We start from the raw sequence: 24935 nt of genomic DNA, 5'->3' as shown, positions 1-24935 counted from the left end.
GGCCTGATCGTGTGCGTCGGCCCTCATCCCCGGACCGCGAATCAGCACCATAGCGCTTGCGAGAATCGGCGTGAAGAATCAATCAGCGCAAAAAATAAGCCGGGCGAAAAGTCAATCGCCCGGCGTCAATATCTGGTGGTAAATTGCGTGGCGGTTAATAGCGGTAGTGTTCCGGCTTGAACGGCCCCTGCGGGGTCACGCCGATATAGGCGGCCTGTTCACCCGACAGTTCGGTGAGGCGGGCGCCGAGCTTGTCGAGATGCAGGCGCGCGACCTTTTCATCGAGATGCTTGGGCAGGACATAGACCTGGTTCTCGTACTGGCCGGGCTTCGTGTAGAGCTCGATCTGCGCCAGCACCTGGTTGGTGAAGGACGCCGACATGACGAAGCTCGGATGGCCAGTGGCGTTGCCGAGATTGAGCAGCCGGCCTTCCGACAGAAGGATCATCCGCTTGCCGTCAGGGAAGGTGATCAGGTCGACCTGCGGCTTGATGTTGGTCCACTTCAGATTGCGCAGCGACGCCACCTGGATCTCATTGTCGAAGTGGCCGATATTGCCGACGATTGCCATGTCCTTGAACGACCGCATGTGGTCGAGGGTGACGACGTCCTTGTTGCCGGTTGTGGTGATGACGATGTCGGCGGTCGGAGCCGCATCTTCAAGCGTGACGACTTCGAAACCGTCCATCGCCGCCTGCAATGCGCAGATCGGATCGACTTCGGTGACCTTGACGCGGGCGCCGGCGCCCTTCAGCGACGCCGAGGAGCCCTTGCCGACGTCGCCATAGCCGCAGACGACTGCAACCTTGCCGGCCATCATCGTGTCGGTGCCGCGGCGAATGCCGTCGACCAGCGATTCCTTGCAGCCATATTTGTTGTCGAATTTCGACTTGGTCACGGAATCGTTGACGTTGATGGCCGGGAACGGCAGCAAGCCCTTCTTCTGCAACTGGTAGAGCCGGTTGACGCCGGTCGTCGTCTCTTCGGTGACGCCGCGGATCGCTTCCTTCTGCTTGGTGAAGAAGCCGGGCGAGGCCTTCATGCGCTTCTTGATCTGCGCAAACAGGATCTCTTCCTCCTCGCTGCCCGGGTTGGACAGCACGTCCTCGCCGGCCTCGGCACGAGCGCCGATCAGGATGTACATGGTGGCGTCGCCGCCATCGTCCAGGATCATGTTGGAGGTGCCGCCATCGGCCCACTGGAAGATCTTGTCGGTGTAGACCCAATAGTCCTCGAGCGTCTCGCCCTTGACGGCGAAGACCGGAATGCCGGCCTCGGCAATGGCCGCGGCCGCGTGGTCCTGGGTCGAAAAGATGTTGCAGGAGGCCCAGCGGATATCGGCGCCGAGCGCCTTCAGCGTTTCGATCAGCACCGCCGTCTGGATGGTCATGTGCAGCGAGCCGGTGATGCGCGCGCCCTTGAGCGGCTTCGCCTTGCCGAACTCCTCGCGGCAGGCCATCAGACCCGGCATTTCGGTTTCGGCGATCTCGATTTCCTTGCGGCCCCAGCCGGCAAGCGAAATGTCGGCGACCACATAGTCCTTGCTACCCGTCATGGCAGTGCTCCGATCAAGAATTGTTTTACGGATGCGCCCGCGCCGGAAGGCGTCGACGGGCGCGAAGTGCCGGCCTGACTAGCAGATCGCCGGTCGCACGACAATGGGATATAAAGAAATCTTTATCCGTGCATGTCTTCTGGGGGATGTTAGGCTTCCTCGCCGAAGCGGGATGCGACCAATTGCTCCAGCGCGTCGATCACCTCGGCGGCCTGCGGACCACTGGCGGTGACGCGGATCGAGAAACCGGGGCTCGCGGCCAGCATCATAAGACCCATGATCGAGGTGCCGCCGACCTTGACCCCGTCCTTCTCGACATGGACCGCAGCATTGAAGCCGCTGGCAACCTGAACGAATTTCGCCGAGGCACGGGCATGCAGTCCGCGCTGGTTGACGATCGGAAAATCGCGGACGATCTCATCCTTTTCCGACGACAGCGCGTTCATTTGCTGCTCAGGAGCTGACTGGCGACATTGATATATTTGCGGCCTGCGGCCTGCGCCTCATCGAGCGCGGCGGTCATGTTGTCGCCCTTGCGGATGCTGGATAGCTTGATCAGCATCGGCAGGTTCATGCCGGCAATGACCTCGGTACGGCCGGACTCCATCACCGAAATGGCAAGATTGGACGGCGTGCCGCCGAACATATCGGTCAAAACGATGACGCCCGCTCCCGTGTCGACGCGGGCAACGGCATCGACAATGTCGCGGCGGCGCTGCTCCATATCGTCTTCGGCGCCGATCGCGACGGTCTCGAAATTGTCTTGTGGCCCGACGACATGTTCCACGGCATGGCGGAACTCGGCGGCCAGTTGACCGTGCGTTACAAGCACGAGTCCGATCATGCGTTGGTGGCTCCCGTCATCGCCGCTTCACAGGCGCATTTTATGTTCGCCGGCCATTCCAGGCGGCGGGAGCGCTATCTTGTCGACGCGAGGCGCGTTGACAAGCCCAAAATTGCGCCAGCCCGAGCCATTTTGACGCATTGCAGCAAAAAATTGAAACCGGATCATAAAAAAGGCGCGATGGAGAGCCGCGCCATCACCGCCGGCAAGGCCGCTGGGACATTGCGCTCGGCAAGGTCGATGCGCGGCACCGGGCAGCCTGCCACCGGCTCGCTGATTTCCTCCTGGAAACGGGCCATTTCCGCCTTCGGCACCAGCCGGACATGCAGGTCGATCACACCACCCGGTTCGAACGGCAGCGGGCGCGGCATGAAGCCAGGCACTTCGGCGAGACCGGAGATGGCCGCCGGCACGCGACAGACCAGCCGCCCGGCGTGAGCCATGGCGAGCAGCCTGTCGTCGCCGATAAGCCGCGAAAACAGCCCGCGCGCGCGGCAATGATCCAGGAGTGTCAGCGCCAGCGTTGTCTTGCCGGCGCCGGACGGTCCGGTGATGAGGACGCCGCGCTCGCCGATCAACAGCGCCGTGCCGTGAATGTTTTCAGCGTTCACAACGGCATCAGGCATGACCTTGTCCGAAAACCGGTTCCCACTTTTCGCTGCGCGGACCTTCGGTTCGGGATCATGCTTAGCCTTCGGCCGGCAGCGTGACGACGAAGCGCGCGCCCTTGATCTCGCCGGGCTTGGTGCCCGGGATGTTCTCGGCGGTCAGCGTGCCGCCATGAGCTTCGACGATCTGGCGGCTGATCGACAGGCCAAGGCCTGAATTCTGGCCGAACGCCTCGCCGGCCGGCCGGTCTGTGTAGAAGCGCTCGAAGATGCGCTCGATATTGTCGGCCCGGATGCCGGGACCATTGTCGTCGATGGTGACGATGTTGACCTTGCCGGCGCGCTCCAGCGAAATGGCGATGTGGCCGCGTTCCTCGGGAACGAAGGAGCGGGCATTCTCGATCAGATTGGTGATGACCTGGCCGATCCGCAGATCATGGCCGGTGACGAAGTAGCCCTTGACGCCCTGCGGCAGCTTGGCGACCTTGAGCTCGATCTCGACGGACTTCTTGTTGCGCGTGGTTTCGCGCGAGACGGCGACGAGGTCGGTGATGAATTTCTTGAGATCGACCGTTCCCGCATCTTCCCGCGCGAGCTCGGCGTCAAGGCGGGAGGCATCGGAAATATCGGTGATGAGACGATCCAGGCGGCGCACATCATGCTGGATGATCTCCATCAGCCGGCCGCGCGAATTGTCGTTCTTGGCCAGCGGCAAGGTTTCCACCGCGCTGCGCAGTGAGGTGAGCGGGTTCTTCAGCTCATGCGAAACGTCGGCCGCGAAGCTTTCGATCGCCTCGATGCGGGCATAGAGCGCGTTGGTCATGTCGCGCACGGCGATCGACAGATTGCCGATCTCGTCCTGGCGGTCGGAGAAGTCGGGGATTTCCTCGCGGTTCTTGACGCCGCGCCGCACCCTGACCGCCGCCGCCGACAGCCGGCGCAGCGGGTTGGCGATGGTCGAGGCCAAAAGCATCGACAGGATGGCGGTAACCAGCGCCGCAATGCCGAAGACGCGCAGGATCGCCTTGCGCTCGGCCGCGACGATCTTGTCGATGTCGCCGCCCTCGGTCGACAGCATCAGCACGCCAAGCACGGCGCGGAAGCGCTGGATCGGCACGGCGACCGAAACGATCTGCTCGCCCTGTTCGGAAATCCGCACAATGGTCGACGGGCTGCCGGTGAGCGCCTTGACCACCTCCGGAAAAGCCGCGCCATTACCGCCCGGCTGCTCGTGGTAGACCGGCAATGCGGTGTTGCGGAAGAAGTCGAAGACGAATTTCTGGATGCGCTCGACAAGGTCGGGCTCTTCCTCCTCGACCGGCGGCAGGTCGTAGCGAAGGATCTGGCCACGCGAATAGAGATGGCGCGAATCGAGCAACAGATTGGCATCGCGGTCGTAGATGCGGGCACGCGTGCGCGTCGGCGAGATCAGCCGCCTGAGCACGGGTGCGACGCGCTCCGGATTGATCGGAAAATCCAGATTGTCGAGCTGGTCGGAGCCCGGGCCAAGGCTTTCGCCGGCTTGCAGTTCGAGCAGCTTTTCCGGGTCGATGCTGATCGAATCGGTCTCGACCGTGGCCGAGGCGGCGATCGCGCCGGCGATGATCTCGCCCTGCGTCATCAGGCTCTCGACCCGGGCATCGATCAGCCCGTCGCGGAAGGTATTGAGGTAGAGAATGCCGGTGACCAGCACGGCCAGGCCGGCGAGGTTGAGAAAGAGGATGCGCCGCGTCAAGCTGGAAAAAATATGGTGGCCGAGGAACCGGCGCATCGGCACTGTGATTTTCGACAGGAATGCTGGCAGAATCCGCGACGGGCGCCTGGCAGCGCCCGCCCTTCTAATCCGCTCTACGTCCACTGCCATCGAATAGCAGCTCCCGCCTAGTCTTCACTTTTGATGCATGTCGTTGTCCCAAAACCGGGACCACTTTTGGGCGACATGCATCAACTCACGCTTCGCGGAACCGGTATCCGACTCCGTAAAGGGTTTCGATCATCTCGAAGTCGTCATCGACGGCCTTGAACTTCTTGCGCAGCCGCTTGATGTGGCTGTCGATGGTGCGGTCGTCGACATAGACCTGCTCATCATAGGCCGAATCCATCAGCGCATCACGGCTTTTTACCACGCCGGGACGCTGGGCCAGCGAATGCAGGATCAGGAATTCGGTGACGGTGAGAGTCACCGGCTCACCTTTCCAGGTGCAGGTATGGCGCTCCTGGTCCATGACAAGCTGGCCGCGCTCGAGCGAGCGGGCCTGCTGGTTGGGCGTCTTGGCCGCCGCCTCGCGGGCGCTGGCCCGGCGCAGCACGGCGCGGACCCGCTCGACCAGAAGACGTTGCGAGAAGGGTTTGCGGATGAAGTCGTCGGCGCCCATCTTGAGGCCGAAAAGCTCGTCGATCTCGTCGTCCTTGGAGGTCAGGAAGATCACCGGCAGGTCGGATTTCTGACGCATCCGGCGCAAGAGTTCCATGCCGTCCATGCGTGGCATCTTGATGTCGAGGATGGCAAGATTCGGCGGACGCGCCGCCAGGCCTTCCAGCGCCGACGCCCCATCCGTATAGGTCTCGACGCGATATCCCTCCGACTCAAGGGCGATCGACACCGACGTCAGAATATTGCGGTCGTCGTCGACAAGCGCGATTGTTGCCATTTCAAGCGGCTCCCTCATGAGCTGTCCCTTCTTTAGGTAGGAAGGGGCTTTTGCAGGACAAATTAGGTACAAAATGTGGCATAGGCTTCGTTCGCTGTCACCAGCGGCCACAGGCGCACCTCGATATGGATTGGACGAACAAGGGTCGCCAATCCTTTGGGCAACCGCCTGACTTTTTGCACATATAAACGATTTAAACAACTTTCAAATTTTTTAAATCGATTAATGATTTGATATCATTCGGTTTTTCTGGTTCTGACCGTTTTGGGTGCCGGAAATTCGCCGGTCAGGATGCGGCAAAATCGAAGAAGGAACACTTGATGTCGGAAGCCGGCAAACGCAATTCCGCATACGCGATCGATCGGATCGGCCTGAGGACCGCAGGCGTGGTGCGCTACAATTTCGAGGCGCCCGCGCTTTATGAGGAAGCAATCCGCCGTGGCGAGGCCCGGCTCACCGCGCATGGCGCGCTCGTCGCCGAGACCGGGCAGCACACCGGCCGCTCGCCCAAGGACAAATTCATCGTGCGCGACGGCGCCACCGAGCCGCATGTGTGGTGGGACAACAACAAGGCGCTTTCGCCGGCCCAGTTCGACACGCTGCTTGCCGATTTCCGTGCGCATGCGGCGGACAAGGACCTTTATGTGCAGGATCTGGTCGGCGGCGCCGACGAGGATCTGAAACTGCCGACCAGGGTTATCACGGAGCTTGCCTGGCACTCGCTGTTCATCCGCAACCTTTTGATCCGCCCGGAGACCGCCGCGCTCGAGCATTTCGTGCCCGACATGACGATCATCGACCTGCCGTCGTTCCGCGCCGACCCGGCCCGCCACGGCACCCGTACCGAAACGGTGATCGCCGTCGACCTCTCGCGCATGATCGTGCTGATTGGCGGCACCTCCTATGCCGGCGAAATGAAGAAGTCGGTGTTCACCGTGCTCAACTATCTGTTGCCGGCGAAAGGCGTGATGCCGATGCATTGCTCGGCCAATGAAGGCGCCGACGGCAACGCAGCCGTTTTCTTCGGCCTGTCGGGAACCGGCAAGACGACGCTGTCGGCCGACCCCTCGCGTGTGCTGATCGGCGACGACGAGCACGGCTGGGGTCCGCACGGCATCTTCAATTTCGAAGGCGGCTGCTATGCCAAGACGATAAAGCTTTCGGCGGAGGCGGAGCCGGAAATCTTCGCCACCACCCGGCGCTTCGGCACCGTGCTTGAGAATGTCGTGCTCGACGCGGCCCGCGTGCCGGATTTCGACGACGGCAGGCTGACCGAGAATACACGCTGCGCCTACCCGCTCGACTTCATCGCCAATGCCAGCAGGACGGGGCGCGCCAACCACCCGAAGAACATCATCATGCTGACCGCCGACGCCTTCGGCGTGATGCCGCCGATCGCGCGGCTGACGCCGGCGCAGGCGATGTATCATTTCCTCTCCGGCTATACCGCCAAGGTGGCCGGAACCGAAAAGGGCGTGACCGAACCCGAAGCGACGTTTTCGACCTGTTTCGGCGCACCGTTCATGCCGCGCCATCCATCGGAATACGGCAATCTGCTGCGCGAGCTGATCGCCCGCCACGACGTCGACTGCTGGCTGGTCAACACCGGCTGGACCGGCGGCGCCTACGGCACTGGCAAGCGGATGCCGATCAAGGCAACGCGGGCGCTGCTTGCCGCGGCCCTCAACGGCTCGCTGAAGACGGCCGATTTCCGCACCGACGCCAATTTCGGTTTCGAAGTACCGGTGGCGGTCGCCGGCGTCGATTCCGCCATCCTCGATCCGAGATCGACCTGGACCGATAGATCGGCCTATGACCGGCAGGCGGCCAGGCTGGTGGGCATGTTCGCCGTCAATTTCGAGAAATTCGAGATCCATGTCGACGCCACGGTGCTGGGAGCGGCGCCGCGCCTGCAGGAAGCCGCCGAGTAAAGCTCTTCGGGCAGGCTGAAAGCATCGCAAAGGCCCGGCGCGGGATCGGGAAGGTCCGACCCGGGGATCGGGCCTTTTCTTTTTTCATTCGTCGCGCCATGACTGCGGCATGAACGACGACAAGATCATCATTGCCGACGATGCGGTGATCCATCCAGGTGACCTGCACGAGGACTTCATTCGCTCGTCCGGCCCGGGCGGCCAGAACGTCAACAAGGTAGCGACGGCGGTGCAGTTGCGCTTCGATGCGGCCAATGCGCCGGGCCTGTCGGAGCGCGTGCGCGCGCGGACCATAAAGCTTGCCGGCCAGCGCGCTACCAAGGACGGCGTCATCGTCATCGAGGCCGGGCGTTTTCGCACGCAGGAGCAGAACCGGGCCGATGCACGGTCGAGGCTGACGGCGCTTGTGGCCAAGGCCGCCGAACCGCCGCCGCCGCCGCGCAAGAAGACGAAGCCGTCGAAAGGCGCGGTCGAGCGCCGCCTCAAGACGAAAGCCGGACGGTCGACGGTGAAAAAACTGCGCGGTCGTATCGCCGACGATTAGGATGCACAAAGCAGGTTTCAGCGAGGTCGATTGCGCGGTCGAAACAACTTCCAATTCAAGGTTGCAAATGGCAAGTTCGATGTCGGCCACAGCAAGGGAGACTACAGATGGGCATGTTTGATTTCGTCAAGGGCGTCGGCAAGAAGCTCGGCTTCGGCGGCGATGAGGCTGAGCCGACCGCCGATACGCTCAAGAAGGAACTCGATTCGCACGATCTCGGCACCGACAATGTGGAAGTCGTCGTCAAGGGCGACACGGCCGTGCTGAAGGGCGTGGTCAAGGACCAGTCGATCTTCGAAAAGGCGGTCATAGCCGTCGGCAACACGCTCGGCGTGTCCAAGGTGCAGGCCGACGAACTGCAGGTTGCCACGCCGGAAGCCGGCGCGCCCGCAACGCCGGCCAAGGAGCCGACCTTTTATACGGTCAAGAAAGGCGACAACCTCTGGAAGATCGCCGAAAAGAGCTACGGCAAGGGCAAGGGCGCGAAGAACAACATCATCTTCGAGGCCAACAAGCCGATGCTGACCCATCCGGACAAGATCTATCCGGGGCAGGTCCTGCGGATACCCGATCTCGACTAGGACCGAAAGTGGGTCGCAACTCAAGAACGGCGGCTTTTGGGTCGCCGTTTTGGTTTGTTGGTGGCATTGTCCGCCAGATGAAGCTGATGAAGCGCCCAGGCTGATGCTCGTTTTGCCCAAAGGCGTACGCCATATGCCCGGCTACCTGTCGCGCGCCGCGCAGGAAGCGCTGGTCGAGGAGGTGAGACGGGTCGTGCAGGAGGCGCCTCTGTTCGTGCCGGCGATGCCGCGCACCGGCAAGGAGATGAGCGTGCGCATGACCAATTGCGGCCCGCTCGGCTGGGTCACCGACAAGGAGCGCGGCTATCGCTACCAGCCGACGCACCCGGTGACCGGAGCGCCCTGGCCGCCAATCCCCGAGGCGCTGCTGGAACTGTGGCGCGAGGTCTCCGCCTATCCGCATCCACCCGAGGCCTGCCTGGTCAATTTCTACGCGCAGGACGCCAAGATGGGTCTTCACCAGGACCGCGACGAGACCGATTTCTCGGCGCCGGTCGTCTCCGTCTCGCTCGGCGACGATTGCCTGTTTCGGGTTGGCCAGAACACGCGCGAAGGCGGCACGAAATCGTTCAGGCTGAAGAGCGGCGATGTCGTCGTGCTTGGCGGTGAAGGCCGCCTCAGCTTTCACGGCGTCGACCGCATCTATCCGTCGACCTCGGCATTGCTCAGGAATGGCGGGCGGATCAATCTGACGCTGCGGCGCGTGACGGCGCCTGGTTAGAGCATGATCCCGAAAAGTGGAATCCGGTTTTCGGAAAAGATCATGCTCAAACAAAGAGATAGAGCCCCATCCCGATTCAATCGGGATGGAACAGGCTCTAGCCGTCGGAACGGCCGGAAAAGATCCAGCGGTCGAGAACGACGAAGTTGACCACCGGAATGAGAATGCAGGTGAGCAGGATCGGAACCGAGACGGGCAGGCCGAATTGCCCAACGAGAAGCGCCGGCAGGAGGTAGGCGACGGCAAGGCCGCAGCCGGTCAGTACTGCGAAACGCGGCGCCTCGAAGCGATGCGAACCGGCCGACATGAAGGTGAAGAACTTGTGGCCGAGATAGGAGAAGATCGCCGCGACCGCGTAGGCGGCGAGCGAGGCCAAAGCCGGTGACAGATATCCTGACCCGGCACTGGCGAAGGCGCTGGCGCAAATCGCGTAGACGACCGTGGCCGCAAGTCCGACCGAAGCGAATTTCAGCAACCGTCGCGGCGCAAATGTGGTTCGCGACGGGGAAATGTCAGGCAGGCGCGTTGCAGGCATATCGATCATAGACCGCTCCCGGTCCCACTGGAATCTGCCAGACGCTAGTCAGGATAGGCTAAGGCGCCGTTAACCGACGCCGCTACAGCTTCCTCAGCGCCACTTCCTCGACCAAGTGGTTGGCGCCCTTGCGCAGGATGAGATCGGCGCGGGCCCTGGTCGGCAGGATGTTCTCGCGCAAATTCTTCAGGTTGATGTTGGCCCACAGGCCTTCGGCGATGGCGCGGGCCGCCCCTTGCGAAAGCTGCGAATAGCGGTGGAAGAAGGAATCCGGGTTGCGGAAGGCCGTCTCGCGCAGCCGCATGAAGCGGGCGATGTACCACTGATGGATCAGCTCCTCTTCGGCATCGATATAGATGGCGAAGTCGAAGAAATCCGACAGGAACGGCACGATCTTGCCGTCCTTCGGCAATTTGCCCGGCTGCAGGACGTTGATGCCCTCGAAGATCAATATGTCCGGCCGGTCGATGATCTGGAACTCGCCGGGAATGACGTCGTAGGTCAGATGCGAATAGACGGGCGCGCGGACATTGCGCTGCGCCGACTTTATCCCCGACAGGAACCGCAGCAGCGCGCCAACATCATAGCTGTCGGGAAAGCCCTTGCGTTCCATCAGATTGTCGCGGCGCAGGATTTCGTTCGGCAAAAGGAAGCCGTCGGTGGTGACCAGATCGACCTTGGGGCTCGAGGGCCAGCGCGCCAGCAATTCCTTGAGCACGCGCGCCGTGGTCGATTTGCCGACAGCGACGGAGCCGGCAATGCCGATGATGAAGGGCGTCTTGACGATATCCTGCGCGTTGAAGAAGGCCTGCCGTTGCCTGAACAGCAGCTGGCTGGCCTCGACATGCGCCGACAAGAGCCGCGACAGCGAAAGATAGATGCGCTTGACCTCCTGGAGGTCAACCGGGTCGTTGAGCGAGCGCAGGCGGTTGATTTCATCTTCGCTGAGCGTCAGCGGCGTGTCGGCGCGGAACTGCGACCATTGCTCGGCCGAGAAGAAACGATAGGGCGAATACTTCTCGGTGGGAGCGAGCTGGTCCATCGAGTCTCCTGCCCTCCGCAGCGATCAGCCCCGGTCCTGCCGGGACGCCTTTTCGGCGATGCCCGAACGACCGGTGCGGGTCTCGAGTTCCTTGAGCACGTCGCTTAGCGGAACGCCTGCGATGCCGAGAACGACGAGCCAATGATATATAAGATCGGCACTTTCCGAAACGAGAGCTTTTTTGTCGTCGCGGACGGCTGCGATCACCGTTTCGACCGCCTCTTCGCCGAGCTTCTGCGCGGCCTTGTCGATGCCTTTGGCAAATAGTTTCGCAGTCCATGACTCCGGGTCGCCGGAATGGGCGCGTTGATTGATGATCTTTTCCAGCTCGGCGAGCGAAAATTGAGCCATGGCAGCCGTTTAAGACCGATGAACCGGCGAGTCCAGCCGCATCGGCAGGCCGGCTCTGGCCATATGCGCCTTGGCTTCGGCGATCGAGTAGGTGCCGAAATGAAAGATCGATGCCGCCAGCACAGCACCTGCGTGGCCGTCGCGAATGCCCTCGACCAGGTGATCGAGCGTGCCGACGCCACCAGACGCGATAACCGGCGCGCGCACCGCGTCGGCCACCGCTCGGGTCAGCGCAATGTCGTAGCCGGCCTTGGTGCCGTCGCGGTCCATCGACGTCAGCAGGATCTCGCCGGCGCCGCGCTCGACCATCCGCCGGGCGAATTCGACCGCGTCGATGCCGGTCTTTTCGCGTCCGCCATGGGTAAAGATTTCCCAGCGGTCGGCCTCGCCCTTGCCGGAGACTTTCTTGGCGTCGATGGCAACCACGATGCACTGGTTGCCGAACTTGTCGGCCGCCTCGGTGACGAAATCCGGGTTCTTCACCGCCGCCGTGTTGATAGACACCTTGTCGGCGCCGGCCAGCAGCAACTTCCTGATGTCGGCGACCTGGCGAACGCCGCCGCCGACCGTCAGCGGCATGAAGCATTGCTCGGCCGTGCGGGCAACGACATCGAAGATGGTTTCGCGATTGTCGGATGAAGCGGTGATGTCGAGAAAGCAGAGTTCGTCGGCGCCGGCGGCATCATAGGCCTTGGCCGCCTCGACCGGATCACCGGCATCGACCAGGTCGACGAAATTGACGCCCTTGACGACGCGGCCGTTCTTGACGTCGAGACAGGGAATGACGCGGGCCTTCAGCATCAGCGGCTCTCCACCGTGGCGAGCAGATCGGTGAGCAATTGGCCGACCAGTGGCGGCACGTCGCCCCGTGCGTCGAATGCCGGGTCGTAGGCCGAAATGGTGATGCCGACGACGGGCAGCAACCGGGCCAAATCGCAGACCGCCTGGCGCAACTCCGCAGGGGCGGGCCCGCCCGGATGCGCATAACGGTTCGCCTGCAATTCCTCGGGGTCGTGAACATCCAGATCGAGATGCAGATGCGTGCGCCTCGCACCAGCGGCAATCAGCCGTTCAGCGGCATTGGCTACGCCAGGGCATTCCGTTTGAATGGCAGGCAGCGTCGCCAGCAGTTCAGCTTCCGCGGGGTCGAGATCGCGGGCATTGACGAGCACGCAGCGCGAAGGGTCGATCGCATGGAACCCAGGAATGGCCGATGCCATTGGCCGCCAGCAAAGCCCCAGCACTGTGGCCAGCGCCATGCCGTCGAGAAAGCCGTATATCGATGTTTCGGGCGTGTTGAGGTCGCCATGCTGGTCGGCCCAGACGATCGCATCGGCATCCTCGCCGGCGACCGCACCAGCGCTGGTCAGGCAGTTGCCTGCAAGAACGATGGGAAACCGGCCATTGTCACGGGCAGCCTGAACTTCGGTTGCGACGGCATTGCAAACCGCGAAGCCCGTTGCAATTTCGCGCTCCTGCGCGTCGCCGACCTTGCCAATGTCCTTGACGGCAATGTCATGACCGGCCAGCGTCATGGCTTCGACCAGCCCGCCTGATACCAGCGCATCTGGCCCCTGGCCGCAGCCGCCGTGAAAGTGGCCGCTGTCGTAGGGTGCGAGGATGATCGAGAGTTTCATCGCGCCCTCGCCTTCTGCGGTCCGGACGCCAGGATCGCCAGCGCCTCGGCCGGGTCGATGCGCCCGTCATAGAGCGCGCGGCCCGAGATGGCGCCTTCGAGTTTGCACGCATCCGGCATGGTCATGCGCACGATGTCGGCGATCGAGGCGAGACCTCCCGAGGCGATCACCGGGATCGACACCGCCTCGGCGAGATCGATGGTGGCATCCCAGTTGATACCGGTCAGCACCCCGTCGCGGTCGATGTCGGTGTAGATTATGGCGGCAACACCCGCACCCTCGAATTTCCTCGCCAGTTCAATGACGCCGAGGCTCGATGCCTCGGCCCAGCCCTCGACCGCCACCTTGCCGCCCTTGGCGTCGATGCCGACGGCGATCCTTCCCGGAAAGGCCTTGCAGGCCTGCCTGACGAGATCGGGATCGCGCACCGCGACGGTGCCAAGGATGACGCGGGCAAGCCCGCGGTCGAGCCAGTCCTCGATCTGCTCCAGCGTGCGAATGCCGCCGCCAAGCTGTACCGGGTTCTTCGTCGCCTTGAGGATGGAACCGACCGCCGCGCTGTTGACACTCTGGCCCTTGAACGCGCCATTGAGGTCGACGACGTGCAGCCATTTGAAGCCTTGTTCCTCAAAGGCTTTGGCCTGGGCCCCGGGATCGTCATTGTAGATCGTCGCGGTCGCCATATCGCCGTGCTTCAGGCGCACGCATTTGCCGTCCTTGAGGTCGATGGCCGGGAACAGGATCACTTTCAGGCGCCCTCGACGATCGCGAAATGGCCGGTGGAAGATGCAACGCGGTTTTGCAGCGCCGTCTGGTAGGCCGGAGACCGGTAACAGCTTAGCGCCGTCTCATAGGAATCGAACTCGACCACGACATGCCTGTCAAAGTCCGATCCCTCTGGGTTCGTGACCTGTCCGCCGCGCACGAGATAGCGGCCGCCGAAGCGCGAGACGGCATCGCCAATGGCGTCGCGATAGCGCTGATAGCCCTCCGGATCGGTCACCGTGAGCATCACCAGCCAATAGCCCTTCTTGCCCATGATCCCTCAAGGCCTCCAGCGCAGGAAATTGGTGATCAGCGCCAGGCCAAGCGCCTGGCTCTTTTCGGGATGGAATTGTGTGCCCACAAGATTGTCACGGGCAACAGCGGCCGTCACCGGGCCGCCATAGTCGGCGATGGCCAGCGCTTCGTCCGGCTTCGTCGCATCCAGATGATAGGAATGGACGAAATAGGCGTGCAACCCCTTGGCTCCGGTGGCAATGCCGGAAAACAGCGGATGCTTGCGCTTGAGGTCGATCGTGTTCCAGCCGATCTGCGGAATCTTGAGCGCGGGATCAGAAGGCGTGATTTCCTTGACGTCGCCGGCGATCCAGCCGAAGCCTTTTGTCACCGTCTTTTCCAGACCGCGCTCCGACATCAGCTGCATGCCGACACAGATGCCGAGAAACGGCCGTCCCTTGGCGATCGCGACCTCTTCCACCGCATCCCACATGCCCTCTACGGCGCGTAAGCCCGCCGCGCAATCAGCATAGGCGCCAACACCTGGCAGCACGATGCGGTCGGCGGTGCGGACGCGTTCGGCATCCGCGGTCAGGTCGATGGTCGCGGCAATGCCGGCTTCGTGCGCGGCACGCTCGAAGGCCTTGGTGGCCGAGCGCAGATTGCCCGAACCGTAGTCGATGATGGCAACCCGCATGTCAGGGCTTTCCCGGAATATGGGTCAATCCCAGCGTCATGCCCATCTGCGCCGGCCGGGCAAGGGCGGCGTCCGGAACGATGCGCGGCATAGGCGCTTGTTCGTCCGCCTGCGCGTCAGCTTCCAGTGCATAGCGCGTGTCGGCATCGTCGAGCCTGTCGGCCTCGACGACGCCCCATTCATGCCAGCCACGGCGGCGCAGTGCTGCAATCCGCAAGGCCGCGCCCTCCAGCCCGACATAGAGCGATACGAGCAGCGACAGCAGCGAGCCGGCCGTTTCGAGCCCCAGTTTTCCGCCGAGCATCGAAAGAGCCGCCATGGCGACAAAGGCCAGAGCCGCTTCTATCCACAAGCGATGCCAGGCGAGCCACAGCGGCGGCACCAGGAAGCCGAGCCAGGAAAAGCCGTCCCGGACAAAGGCCCTATCGGCCTTTTCACTGCTGGCCGGCGGTTCCATCACGACATAGACGGCCATGAGCCTATCCCTTCAGAGACCCCTTGGTGGACGGAACCGCGTCCGGCTGGCGCGGGTCGGGTTCAAGGGCCGCCCGCAAAACGCGGGCCACCGCCTTGAAACAGGTCTCGGCAATGTGGTGATTGTTGGCGCCATGGTGGTTGGTGACATGCAGCGTGATGCCGGCATTCTGCGCCAGCGCCTGGAAGAATTCGCGCACCAGCTCGGTGTCGAACGTGCCGATCTTCGGCGACGAGAAGGAAACATTCCAGACCAGGAAAGGGCGGCCGGAAACATCGATCGCCGCCCTGGTCAGCGTCTCGTCCATGGCGAGATCGATCGAGGCATAGCGCATGATGCCGCGCCGCTCGCCCAGCGCCTTGGCCAGCGCCTGGCCCAGCGCAATACCGGTGTCCTCGACCGTGTGGTGGTCATCGATATGCAGGTCACCCCTGGCCTTGACCGTCATGTCGATCAGCGAGTGGCGCGACAACTGGTCGAGCATATGGTCGAAGAAGCCGACGCCTGTCGCGATATCGGACTTGCCAGAGCCGTCGACATGGACCGATACGGAAATATCGGTTTCCTTGGTCTTTCGGCTTATGTCGGCGGAACGCGGCGCCATGATCTTGTCCTTGTCCCAGGTTTGCACGCTTTGGCGCTCACCTGCTTGAAAACGAAAGCCTTCTAGCAGCATGATCCGGCGATTGCCAGTTGCCATGCGAGACGGTATGGCGCCTTGCGGATGGCCGGTTTGCAATCGTTCACCCCATGCATACATATGGCCGGTTAAAGTCACTCGTAACGCGCCAATCGCCTTTGATGGGATGGCACGAATCGGAGCAACAAATGTCGAATGAACTGACCATGCACGCCACGACCATCGTGACGGTGCGTAAGGGCAGCAAGGTGGTCATTGCCGGCGACGGCCAGGTCAGCCTTGGCCAGACCATCATGAAGGGCAATGCCAAAAAGGTGCGCCGCATCGGCAAGGGCGGCAACGTCATTGCCGGCTTCGCCGGCGCCACCGCAGATGCGTTCACCCTTCTGGAGCGGCTGGAAGCCAAGCTCGAACAATATCCGGACCAGCTGACGCGCGCCTGCGTCGAGCTTGCCAAGGACTGGCGCACGGACCGCTATCTGCGCCGGCTGGAAGCGATGATGCTGGTAGCCGACAAGTCGGTTTCGCTGGCGCTGACCGGCACCGGCGACGTGCTGGAACCCGAATTTGGCGTCATGGCCATCGGTTCGGGCGGCAATTATGCGCTGGCCGCGGCGCGCGCGCTGATGGACAGCGACAAGGATGCCGAGGAGATCGCCCGCAAGGCGATGCAGATCGCGTCCGATATCTGCGTCTACACGAACAACAATTTTGTCATTGAAACGCTCGATGCCGCTTGAGGCAGGCCTGCACTACGATTTTCGGCCGGTGACCGAGAAGGACCTGCCGATGATCGCCGGCTGGCTGGCCGAGCCGCATGTCGCGCAGTGGTGGGACGATCCGGAAAAAGAGATCGCCGAGATCGCCAAGCATATCGACTCGATTTCCGTCGAGCCGTTGATCATCGAACTCGACGGCAGGCCGATCGGCTATCTGCAGAGCTACGATCCGCATCTGGAGGATGGCCATCCCTATGGCGACCAGCCGTTCGGCACTCTGGGCATCGACCTGTCGATCGGCAGGCCGGAGCTGGTCGGGCGCGGCCATGGCTCGGCCATTGTGCGGCAATTCGTCGAACAGCTCTTCGAGGAGGGCGCGCCGCGTGTCATCATCGACCCGGATCCCGCCAATGCGCAGGCCATCCGCGCCTATCAAAAGGCCGGATTCCGGGAGATAGACCGGCGGCAATCGGAATATGGCGACGCCGTGCTGATGGCAATTGACGCCGAAGCGGGCGATGCGCAACAGGAAGACGTTGAAGAGGGGCGATAACAGCATGAGCCAACCCAGTGGCGACAAGACCCTGTCGGCCTATGAAGACAGTTGGCGGATGGGGCTTCTGCTCGTGCTGGCCCTGCTCATATTTCAGGCCGGCGCCCTCTACGGCATGGGCCATCCGCCGATCTGCACCTGCGGCTATGTGAAACTCTGGCATGGCGTGGTGCAGAGCTCCGAGAATTCCCAGCATATTTCCGACTGGTACACGCCATCGCACATCATCCACGGCTTCCTGTTCTATGCGCTGGCGACATTTCTGTTCCCGCGCTCGCCGATCGGACTGCGGCTGGCCTTCGCGGTGGCCATAGAAGGCGGCTGGGAGCTGCTGGAGAACAGCCCCTTCATCATCGAGCGCTATCGCGCCGGCACGATTTCGCTCGATTACTATGGCGACAGCATCATCAATTCGGTCTCGGACACGCTGGCCATGGTGCTGGGATTTGTGATGGCGCGAAGGCTTCCTATATGGGTGATCGTCAGCCTCACCCTGATCTTCGAACTGGGCACAGGCTACTTTATCCGGGACAATCTGACGCTCAACGTGATCATGCTGCTGCATCCGTTCGAGTCCATCCGGCAGTGGCAAAGTGGAATTTGAGTGACATGAGCACATTTTCTCCCCGCGAAATCGTTTCGGAACTCGACCGCTTCATCATCGGCCAGAAGGACGCCAAGCGCGCCGTGGCCATCGCCTTGCGCAACCGCTGGCGCCGCCAGCAGCTCGAAGGCCAGATGCGCGAAGAGGTGATGCCGAAGAACATCCTGATGATCGGGCCGACCGGCGTCGGCAAGACCGAGATTTCGCGCCGCCTGGCGCGGCTTGCCGGTGCGCCCTTCGTCAAGGTCGAGGCGACCAAGTTCACCGAGGTCGGCTATGTCGGCCGCGACGTCGAGCAGATCATCCGCGACCTGGTCGAGATCGCCATCGGGCTGGTGCGCGAAAAGATGCGCGAGGACGTCAAGGCGCGGGCGCATGTCAACGCCGAGGAACGGGTGCTGGAAGCGCTTGTCGGCAAGACGGCGAGCCCGGCGACGCGCGATAGCTTCCGCAAGAAGCTGCGCGACGGCGAGCTCGACGGCAAGGAGATCGAGATCGAGGTGGCCGATACCGGCAATGGCGGCATGCCCGGCTTCGAGATTCCCGGCATGCCGGGGGCCAATATCGGCGTGCTCAACATCAACGACATGCTGTCAAAGGCGATGGGCGGCCAGAAGACCAAGACGCGCAAGACGACGGTGAAGGAGTCCTACGCGCTGCTGGTCGGCGACGAGTCCGACAAGCTGCTCGACCAGGACGAGGTGGTGCGCCGGGCGCTCGAATCGACCGAGAACGACGGCATCGTCTTCCTCGACGAGATCGACAAGATCGCCTCGCGCGAAGGCGGCATCGGCGCCGGCGTGTCGCGCGAAGGCGTGCAGCGCGACCTGTTGCCGCTGGTCGAGGGCACCACGGTGGCGACCAAATACGGCCCGGTGAAGACGGATCACATCCTGTTCATCGCATCGGGTGCGTTCCATGTCGCCAAGCCGTCGGACCTGTTGCCGGAGCTGCAGGGCCGCCTGCCGATCCGCGTCGAGCTCAGGGCGCTGGAGAAGGACGATTTCGTGCGCATCCTGACCGAGACCGAGGCCAGCCTGATCAAGCAGTATATCGCGCTGATGAGGACCGAGGGCGTCGATCTCGTCTTCACCGACGACGCCATCGATGCGCTTGCCGGCATCGCCGTCGATCTCAACGCCAGCGTCGAGAATATCGGCGCCAGACGCCTGCAAACGGTGATGGAGCGGGTGCTGGACGAGATTTCCTACGACGCGCCGGACCGCAACGGCACGGCCGTCACCATCGACGCCGCCTATGTGGAAAAGCATGTCGGCGACTTGTCGCGGAACACGGATTTGTCGCGATTCATCCTGTAAAGGAAGGGCGCCGGGCGGGTTCGCAGGCCGAAGATTTAAGGTCTTAGAGCGTACATTGTGCGTCCGAATGGACGCACGTCGCTCTAATGTGTGGCCAAATGGAAGCATCTGGCCGCCTTTTGCCTTCGAAGGCGACGGGGCTCTCGACTCAACCCAGAGCTTTACCTAGTTTGCCTGGCGACTACGGCGCTGCGTCGATTGGACGAACGAAGGACGCTGTAGCACATGATTTGGCGCATGATCCCCAGCGAAAATCGATTCTGATAGTCGCTGACGCGGACCTTCGGTTCGGGGTCATGCGCTGTTACAGGGCGGCGGCGCATGAAAAAACTGATCCTCGTCATTCTCGCACTGACGCTTGCGGCAGCCATGTCCGGCGCGCAAGCGGCCGCCTTGGTGCCGCCAGGAAACCGCAACGCCGAGCAGCCCGACATACCGGGCGCCTCCAGCCGGCGCACCCAGGCCACCAACACCACCTTCCAGGCAAAGTACCGCAAGGTCTATGCGCTGCTGCAGAACGATGCCGGGCTTCGCGGCAAGATCCGCCAGGCAGCGGCGGCCTATGGCATCGATCCGATGCACATCGTCGGCGCCATCGTCGGTGAGCACACCTACAATGTCGACGCCTACGACCGGCTGCAGACCTATTACGTCAAGGCGATCTCCTATCTGTCGAGCAAACTGGCCTTCGCCTATGATGGCGAGGACATCACCGATTTCGTGCAGCGGCCGCAATTCCAGAAATGCGCCGGCGAATCGGACAGCTACGATCTGTGGGAGTGCCGCGAGCAGGTGTGGAACCGCGCGTTTCGCGGCAAGACCGTCGGGGGGACAAGCTTTCCCAACGATCGTTTCGGCGCGACCTTCTTCCAACCCTACTATGCCGGCCAGACCTTCGGCCTTGGCCAGCTCAACCCGCTGACGGCGCTGCAGATGAGCGATATCGTGCACCAGGTTTCCGGCCTGCCGAAGCTCGACGTCGGCGATCCGAACGCGGTCTACAAGACCATCATGGATCCCGACCTGACCCTATCCTATGTCGCGGCGACGATCAGGAAATCGATCGATGCCTACAAGGACATTGCCGGCTTCGACATATCGGACAATCCCGGCATTACAGCCACGCTCTACAATGTCGGCAATCCCGAGCAGCGCGCCTATGCGCTGAAGGCCGCGAACGACAAGCGCCGCGCCGCCGGCGAACCGGAAAAGCTGCCGGAGGAAAATTACTACGGCTGGCTGGTCAACGACAAATTGCCGGAGCTGAAGGCGCTGTTTTAGCACCGCTGGCTTCCGCCGATCTCAGATACCGGATCTCGACATTCTCGCAGCCCCGGCACTTTACATCGGCAGCCGGGTGCCTAGTTCTAGGGTTTCGCACCGCGCATCTTTGCGTGGATGGTCGAAAACGGGGCCGTGAACTCTAGGCCGGTCCCCCCGAAAACTCCCAAAGGATGGCTGTCATGACACAAGCCAAGAATGGCGACACCGTGCGCATCAATTATACCGGACGCCTGGCCGACGGCACTCAATTCGATTCTTCCGGCAACGAACCGCTGCAGTTCACACTGGGTGAGGGCGAGGTGATCCCCGGTCTCGAAACCCATGTCGATGGCATGGAGGTCGGCACGAAAAGCACCGTCACCGTTCCCGCCGACGCCGCCTATGGCCCCCATCGTCCCGAAGCGGTCATAACCATCGACCGCGCCAGCGTGCCGGAAAACATCAACGTTGATGTCGGCACCCGATTGCAGGCCCGCACCCGTGAAGGGCGTCCCATGCCAGTAACAGTCGTCGGCGTGGACGATGCCAAGGTCAAGCTCGACGGCAATCACCCGTTGGCCGGAAAGGACCTGGTGTTCGACGTTGAACTGGTCGAGATCGTTCAAGCGGCGTAGTTCCGGCGTTGCCACCGGTGTCGGATTGAAAGCCGCGCCGGCTCACGCTGCCAGCAGCGACTTCAGCTTGACCGTTTGCGAACCGAGCGCTTCAGGCGCCGGCTTTGCCCGCCTGGCGATCAGCATCTCGGCCAGCCTTATGTCGCGGGCGACGGCATTGCCTCGGCCGATGCCGCTCGCCGCCACAAGCCTTCCATCCTGGGCCAAATGGAACAGGATGAAGGCGCCGTCGTCGAGATCGCGCCGCACGGTGGAGCGGCCTTCGTCCGAAAGCCCCGATATCTGCAAGGTCAGGCCGTACTGATCCGACCAGAACCAGGGCACGGCGGCGTGGGCCTCGCCGGCGCCGAGCATGTTTCTCGCCGCCAGCGCGCCCTGTTCCTGCGCATTGCGCCAGGCCTCCAGCCGCACGCGGCGGCCGCCATAGACGGCAAGCGGAAACGAGCAGCAATCGCCAGCGGCGAAGATGTCGGGATCGCTGGTGCGCAATTCGGCATCGACCGCGATGCCGTTGTCTATGGTCAGCCCGCCTTCGGCTGCGAGTGCTGTCACCGGCACGGCGCCGATGCCGATCACCGCGAGGTCGGCGACGATGTCGCCCCCACCAGCAAGCGTGATGCGAACATCGGTACCGTCGTCGGCGATGGCCGCGATAGCCTGGCCGGTGAGGATCTTCACGCCTTCGGCTTCATGCGCCTGGTGGATGATCCCGGCGATTTCGGCCGGCACGCCGCGCATCAGGATGCGCGGTTGCGCCTCGATGACGGTGACCGAAGCGCCCAATCTCCGTGCCGCCGCGGCGAGCTCGAGGCCGATGAAGCCACCGCCAATAATGGCGGTGCGGTTTCCTGCCTTGAGATGAGCGCGAATGGCCAGCGCGTCGTTGAAGGTCCTGAGATAGACGCAACGTGGCCCGAGGCCCTGCATGGGCAGTCTGCGCGGTGTCGAACCGGTGGCCAGCAGCAGCTTGTCGTATGGCATGGTCGAGCCGTCCGACAGACGGACGCTGTGCGCGGCGCGGTCGATGGCGACGGCCTGAACCGAATGGATATGCTTGATCGAGCGTTCGGCAAGCAGCTCGTCGCTGACGATCGCCTTGATCGCGGGCGCATCGCCAGTCATCGCCTCCTTCGACAGCGGCGGCCGCTCATAGGGCAGATGCGGCTCGTCGCCGATCAGCGTCACCGGCCCGTCGAAGCTGAGATCACGCAGCGTGAGCGCCGCCCGTCCACCGCATTCGCCGGCGCCGATGATGACCATTCCCGCCTGCATGACCATCACCCGACCTGAACGAGGACTTTGCCTGCGTCGACCCTGACCGGATAGGTCCTGAGATTGACGCAGACCGGCGCGCCCCTGGCCTGGCCGGTCTTGTAGTTGAAGCGGCCATTGTGCTTGGGGCACTCGATGATGTCGTCCATGACCAGCCCATCGGCCAGATGCACCTTCTCATGCGAGCAAAGACCGTCCGTGGCGAAATACTCGTCGTCGGGACTGCGATAGATAGCGAAGGTGCGGCCGTCATGGTCGAACCGCATTACGTCCTCTTCGTCGATGTCTCCGGCCTCACAGGCTTCGACCCAGTCGCTCATCGGTCCTCCCGGCAGAATTTTTGTCGGTCAATTTGCCAGCCTGATCAGTTTGTCTGGCGCGTCATTCCGCTGCCGCCGCGATGGCGGCGTTGTCGTTGTGGAACTCCTCGCGGTAGGGCTTGGCCGTCGGCGGCAGTTCGCGCCTGATAAAATAGTCTTCATTGCGCAACTGGCGCAGGAAGGCGGGCACCATCTCGCGATAGCCGGCCAGGATCGATCGCGTTGGCGCCGGCAGATCGTGCTTGATCAGCTCATGCAGCCTGGGCAGCGCGTGATAGGGCACCATCGGGAACATGTGATGTTCGATATGGTAGTTCATGTTCCAGTAGATGAACCGGCTGATCGGATTCATGTATACTGTGCGGCTGTTGAGACGGTGGTCGACGACATTCTCGGCGAGGCCGCCATGCTGCAACAGGCCGGTCATGACATGGTGCCAGGCGCCGTAAAGCCTGGGCAACCCGACCAGCATCAGGGGCAGGAACGAACCCATGTAAAAGGCCAGCGCGATGGTCGCGGCATAGATCGCCGTCCAGATGCGGGCAATGCGGATCGCCTTAGGCTGCTCCTGCTCGGGGATGAAGGTCTTCTCGGCCGGGCTGATGATGCCGGCCGCGTTGCGCAGCATGTCGCTCATCGCATGCCAGGCATCGAGAATGCCGAAGAAGTTGAGCACAACATGCAGCAGGTCCGGAGGACGCATCACCGCGATTTCCGGGTCACGGCCGACGATGATCGTGTCTGTGTGGTGGCGGGTATGGCTCCAGCGCCAGGTCACCGGATTGCGCATGATCATGAAGCAGGCGATCTGGTAGATCACGTCGTTCATCCACTGCGTGCGGAAGGCGGTGCCGTGGCCGCATTCGTGCCAGCGCGAGTCGGTCGATGAGCAGTAGAGCACGCCATAGACGAAGAAGAACGGCACGCACCACCACGTGCCCCAGAACCAGGCGCCACCGGCGCCGCTCAGGATCAGCGCGGCAAGCCAGATGATGGTGTCGCGGATCGCCGGCCCGTCGGAGCGCTGCATCAGCTCCTTCATCTGCTTGCGCGGGATGTCGGTATGATACCACTCGGCCGCCGCCAGCCCGTTGTCGACGGCGAGCCTGGCGTCGCGGCCGATCAGGCTGTAGTCGCGCCGGGACGGTGCTGCGTCCATCGTTGCGTGCATGGGAGTGCCTCCACCAGCGCCCTGCAATCCGCCCCAGCCAATGACCGGGCCGCGGTCGCAAGCGTCTTACCCTAGAAATAGCGCCAAGCCATGATAGGCTCAATGTCAAAAAGATAGTTTCTATCATTTCCCATCAGAATGATGTAGACTGATTTGGCACGCGGAGAGACAGCCATGGCGAAACGGCCGACCATCACCGACCTGGCGCGCAGCTCCGGCGTCAGCGTCGCCACTGTCGACCGGGTGCTGAACAACCGCCTGCCGGTGCGCGAGGAAACCGCGCGCCGCGTCTATGAAGCCGCCACCAGCATCGGCTACCACGCCGCCGGGCTGATCAAGCAGCGCATGCGCCAGGAACTGCCGGAATACCGGCTCGGCTTTCTGCTGCTGAGAGGCAATGACGTTTTCTACAGCGATTTTGCGCGGGAGCTCGAACTGGCGGTGTCGCAATCGCAGCGCTTCCGCGGCGTCGCTACAATCGACTTCGCCAGTTCGCTGGCGCCCGACGAGATCGCCGCCCAGATGCGCAAGCTGGCAGCGAAATCCAGGGCCGTCGCCCTGGTCGGCCCGGACCATCCGACGCTGACGGCAGCCGTAGAGGCGCTCAAAGCGAGGGGCCAACCGGTCTTCTCGCTGCTGTCCGATTTTGCCGCCGGCATCCGCGAAGGCTATGTAGGCCTCGACAACCGCAAGGTCGGCCGCACCGCGGCCTGGATGATCGCCAGGGCGGCGAAGAAGCCCGGCAAGGTCGCCCTGTTCGTCGGCAGCCATCGTTTCCATGGCCATGAGCTGCGCGAAATCGGCTTCAGATCATTCTTCCGCGAACACGCGCCGGAATTCACGGTGATGGAGACGCTGGTCAACCTGGAAGCCAACCAGGTCACCCATGACGCGATGATCGATCTTCTGGCGCGCTACCCGGATCTTGCCGGCTGCTACGTCGCCGGCGGCGGCATGGAAGGCGCGGTCTCGGCGCTCAGGGCAGCGAGGCCCGTCAATATGCCGGTGGTCGTCTGCAATGAAATCAACGCAGAATCGCGCGCGGCGCTCGCCGACAACATCCTGACCATGGTGATCTCGACGCCGCTGGCAGCGCTGTGCCGCGAGCTTGTCGGGCTGATGGCGCATGCCATCGAGGCAGGCGCAGCCAATGCGCCGGGCCAGACCTTCCTGCCCTTCGACATCTATCTGCCGGAAAACATCTAGGTCAGACAGAACATCCGGGTTCAGAAAGGCGCCGCATCGACCGATGATGTGAACCATCAACA

The 24935-nt window shown here is 62.7% G+C and carries 30 protein-coding genes; 11 read left to right on the top strand and 19 right to left on the bottom strand.

Annotation, left to right across the window (positions count from 1 at the left end):
• Positions 1–154 precede the first annotated feature (154 nt).
• The 6 genes from ahcY to C9427_RS10105 all read right to left on the bottom strand — a co-directional run bounded on the left by ahcY (position 155) and on the right by C9427_RS10105 (position 5658).
• Positions 155–1555 carry an adenosylhomocysteinase gene (gene ahcY / locus C9427_RS10135; RefSeq protein WP_107649037.1) on the bottom strand — a complete coding sequence of 467 codons (1401 nt, stop codon included), beginning with the start codon at positions 1553–1555 and terminating at the stop codon, positions 155–157.
• A 149-nt stretch (positions 1556–1704) separates the two neighbouring features.
• Positions 1705–2001 (bottom strand): HPr family phosphocarrier protein, encoded by a 297-nt coding sequence (locus C9427_RS10130; RefSeq protein WP_107649036.1) that lies wholly within the window; start codon positions 1999–2001, stop codon positions 1705–1707.
• On the bottom strand, positions 1998–2399 hold the full coding sequence (locus C9427_RS10125) for a PTS sugar transporter subunit IIA (RefSeq protein WP_006325638.1): 402 nt from the start codon (positions 2397–2399) through the stop codon (positions 1998–2000). Before C9427_RS10125 ends, C9427_RS10130 begins: the two co-directional genes overlap by 4 nt.
• A gap of 164 nt (positions 2400–2563) precedes the next feature.
• On the bottom strand, positions 2564–3025 hold the full coding sequence (locus C9427_RS10115; protein WP_107649034.1) for an HPr kinase/phosphorylase: 462 nt from the start codon (positions 3023–3025) through the stop codon (positions 2564–2566).
• Positions 3026–3086: 61 nt separating this feature from the next.
• On the bottom strand, positions 3087–4871 hold the full coding sequence (locus C9427_RS10110) for a sensor histidine kinase (protein ID WP_107649033.1): 1785 nt from the start codon (positions 4869–4871) through the stop codon (positions 3087–3089).
• Between the two features lie 85 nt (positions 4872–4956).
• Positions 4957–5658, bottom strand: a complete 702-nt coding sequence (locus C9427_RS10105; RefSeq protein WP_081609615.1) for a response regulator transcription factor — start codon at positions 5656–5658, stop codon at positions 4957–4959.
• A gap of 320 nt (positions 5659–5978) precedes the next feature.
• On the opposite strand from C9427_RS10105, the gene C9427_RS10100 reads away from it, so the two are divergent.
• From C9427_RS10100 to C9427_RS10085, 4 genes are all read left to right on the top strand, one after another.
• Positions 5979–7589 carry a phosphoenolpyruvate carboxykinase gene (locus C9427_RS10100; RefSeq protein WP_107649032.1) on the top strand — a complete coding sequence of 537 codons (1611 nt, stop codon included), beginning with the start codon at positions 5979–5981 and terminating at the stop codon, positions 7587–7589.
• A 109-nt stretch (positions 7590–7698) separates the two neighbouring features.
• Positions 7699–8133: an alternative ribosome rescue aminoacyl-tRNA hydrolase ArfB gene (arfB, locus tag C9427_RS10095; protein WP_107649031.1), complete on the top strand. Its 435-nt coding sequence runs from the start codon at positions 7699–7701 to the stop codon at positions 8131–8133.
• 107 nt (positions 8134–8240) lie between these two features.
• On the top strand, positions 8241–8714 hold the full coding sequence (lysM, locus tag C9427_RS10090) for a peptidoglycan-binding protein LysM (protein ID WP_107649030.1): 474 nt from the start codon (positions 8241–8243) through the stop codon (positions 8712–8714).
• A gap of 103 nt (positions 8715–8817) precedes the next feature.
• A complete protein-coding gene (locus C9427_RS10085) occupies positions 8818–9435 on the top strand; it encodes an alpha-ketoglutarate-dependent dioxygenase AlkB family protein (RefSeq protein WP_107649029.1) in 618 nt (205 codons plus the stop codon).
• 97 nt (positions 9436–9532) lie between these two features.
• Here C9427_RS10085 and C9427_RS10080 read toward each other — a convergent pair whose 3' ends face one another.
• From C9427_RS10080 to hisB, 10 genes are all read right to left on the bottom strand, one after another.
• The gene (locus C9427_RS10080; RefSeq protein ID WP_107649028.1) at positions 9533–9979 is read right to left on the bottom strand and encodes a GtrA family protein; all 447 of its coding nucleotides are present in this window, start codon (positions 9977–9979) and stop codon (positions 9533–9535) included.
• 73 nt (positions 9980–10052) lie between these two features.
• Positions 10053–11012 (bottom strand): type I pantothenate kinase, encoded by a 960-nt coding sequence (coaA, locus tag C9427_RS10075; protein ID WP_107649027.1) that lies wholly within the window; start codon positions 11010–11012, stop codon positions 10053–10055.
• 24 nt (positions 11013–11036) lie between these two features.
• Positions 11037–11363 (bottom strand): phosphoribosyl-ATP diphosphatase, encoded by a 327-nt coding sequence (locus C9427_RS10070; RefSeq protein WP_107649026.1) that lies wholly within the window; start codon positions 11361–11363, stop codon positions 11037–11039.
• Between the two features lie 9 nt (positions 11364–11372).
• Positions 11373–12167, bottom strand: a complete 795-nt coding sequence (hisF, locus tag C9427_RS10065) for an imidazole glycerol phosphate synthase subunit HisF (RefSeq protein WP_167434314.1) — start codon at positions 12165–12167, stop codon at positions 11373–11375.
• Entirely contained in the window at positions 12164–13000 is an 837-nt protein-coding gene (locus tag C9427_RS10060) for an arginase family protein (protein WP_107649024.1), read from the bottom strand. The genes hisF and C9427_RS10060 overlap by 4 nt, the downstream gene beginning before the upstream one ends.
• On the bottom strand, positions 12997–13746 hold the full coding sequence (gene hisA / locus C9427_RS10055) for a 1-(5-phosphoribosyl)-5-[(5-phosphoribosylamino)methylideneamino]imidazole-4-carboxamide isomerase (protein WP_107649023.1): 750 nt from the start codon (positions 13744–13746) through the stop codon (positions 12997–12999). The genes C9427_RS10060 and hisA overlap by 4 nt, the downstream gene beginning before the upstream one ends.
• Positions 13747–13748: 2 nt before the next feature.
• Positions 13749–14039, bottom strand: coding sequence for a DUF1330 domain-containing protein (locus tag C9427_RS10050; RefSeq protein WP_107649022.1), 291 nt, complete (start codon positions 14037–14039; stop codon positions 13749–13751).
• A gap of 6 nt (positions 14040–14045) precedes the next feature.
• Positions 14046–14696, bottom strand: a complete 651-nt coding sequence (gene hisH / locus C9427_RS10045; protein WP_107649021.1) for an imidazole glycerol phosphate synthase subunit HisH — start codon at positions 14694–14696, stop codon at positions 14046–14048.
• Between the two features lies 1 nt (position 14697).
• Complete coding sequence (locus tag C9427_RS10040; RefSeq protein WP_107649020.1) at positions 14698–15171, bottom strand: DUF2628 domain-containing protein; 474 nt, start codon at positions 15169–15171, stop codon at positions 14698–14700.
• A 4-nt stretch (positions 15172–15175) separates the two neighbouring features.
• Positions 15176–15775, bottom strand: coding sequence for an imidazoleglycerol-phosphate dehydratase HisB (gene hisB, locus C9427_RS10035; protein ID WP_107649244.1), 600 nt, complete (start codon positions 15773–15775; stop codon positions 15176–15178).
• A 224-nt stretch (positions 15776–15999) separates the two neighbouring features.
• Here hisB and hslV point away from each other — a divergent pair, with 224 nt between their 5' ends.
• The 6 genes from hslV to C9427_RS10005 all read left to right on the top strand — a co-directional run bounded on the left by hslV (position 16000) and on the right by C9427_RS10005 (position 20904).
• Positions 16000–16551 carry an ATP-dependent protease subunit HslV gene (gene hslV / locus C9427_RS10030; protein WP_097573910.1) on the top strand — a complete coding sequence of 184 codons (552 nt, stop codon included), beginning with the start codon at positions 16000–16002 and terminating at the stop codon, positions 16549–16551.
• The gene (locus C9427_RS10025) at positions 16541–17083 is read left to right on the top strand and encodes a GNAT family N-acetyltransferase (RefSeq protein ID WP_107649019.1); all 543 of its coding nucleotides are present in this window, start codon (positions 16541–16543) and stop codon (positions 17081–17083) included. The genes hslV and C9427_RS10025 overlap by 11 nt, the downstream gene beginning before the upstream one ends.
• A 4-nt stretch (positions 17084–17087) precedes the next feature.
• The gene (locus C9427_RS10020) at positions 17088–17687 is read left to right on the top strand and encodes a DUF2585 domain-containing protein (RefSeq protein WP_107649018.1); all 600 of its coding nucleotides are present in this window, start codon (positions 17088–17090) and stop codon (positions 17685–17687) included.
• A gap of 5 nt (positions 17688–17692) precedes the next feature.
• The gene (gene hslU, locus C9427_RS10015; RefSeq protein ID WP_107649017.1) at positions 17693–19006 is read left to right on the top strand and encodes an ATP-dependent protease ATPase subunit HslU; all 1314 of its coding nucleotides are present in this window, start codon (positions 17693–17695) and stop codon (positions 19004–19006) included.
• 321 nt (positions 19007–19327) lie between these two features.
• Positions 19328–20287 carry a DUF1402 family protein gene (locus tag C9427_RS10010; protein WP_107649016.1) on the top strand — a complete coding sequence of 320 codons (960 nt, stop codon included), beginning with the start codon at positions 19328–19330 and terminating at the stop codon, positions 20285–20287.
• Positions 20288–20469: 182 nt separating this feature from the next.
• Positions 20470–20904: an FKBP-type peptidyl-prolyl cis-trans isomerase gene (locus C9427_RS10005; protein ID WP_107649243.1), complete on the top strand. Its 435-nt coding sequence runs from the start codon at positions 20470–20472 to the stop codon at positions 20902–20904.
• A gap of 42 nt (positions 20905–20946) precedes the next feature.
• On the opposite strand, the gene C9427_RS10000 is transcribed toward C9427_RS10005, so the two are convergent.
• The 3 genes from C9427_RS10000 to C9427_RS09990 form a co-directional block, all read right to left on the bottom strand.
• Entirely contained in the window at positions 20947–22182 is a 1236-nt protein-coding gene (locus C9427_RS10000) for an NAD(P)/FAD-dependent oxidoreductase (RefSeq protein WP_167434304.1), read from the bottom strand.
• Entirely contained in the window at positions 22182–22496 is a 315-nt protein-coding gene (locus C9427_RS09995; RefSeq protein WP_107649015.1) for a MocE family 2Fe-2S type ferredoxin, read from the bottom strand. Before C9427_RS09995 ends, C9427_RS10000 begins: the two co-directional genes overlap by 1 nt.
• Before the next feature lie 61 nt (positions 22497–22557).
• Positions 22558–23667: a fatty acid desaturase family protein gene (locus C9427_RS09990; RefSeq protein ID WP_245437044.1), complete on the bottom strand. Its 1110-nt coding sequence runs from the start codon at positions 23665–23667 to the stop codon at positions 22558–22560.
• Positions 23668–23841: 174 nt separating this feature from the next.
• On the opposite strand from C9427_RS09990, the gene C9427_RS09985 reads away from it, so the two are divergent.
• A complete protein-coding gene (locus C9427_RS09985; protein WP_107649014.1) occupies positions 23842–24873 on the top strand; it encodes a LacI family DNA-binding transcriptional regulator in 1032 nt (343 codons plus the stop codon).
• Positions 24874–24935 lie beyond the last annotated feature (62 nt).

The organism is Mesorhizobium helmanticense (assembly GCF_003034915.1).
GTDB lineage: Bacteria > Pseudomonadota > Alphaproteobacteria > Rhizobiales > Rhizobiaceae > Mesorhizobium > Mesorhizobium helmanticense.
This window is presented reverse-complemented; position numbering and strand designations above follow the sequence as displayed.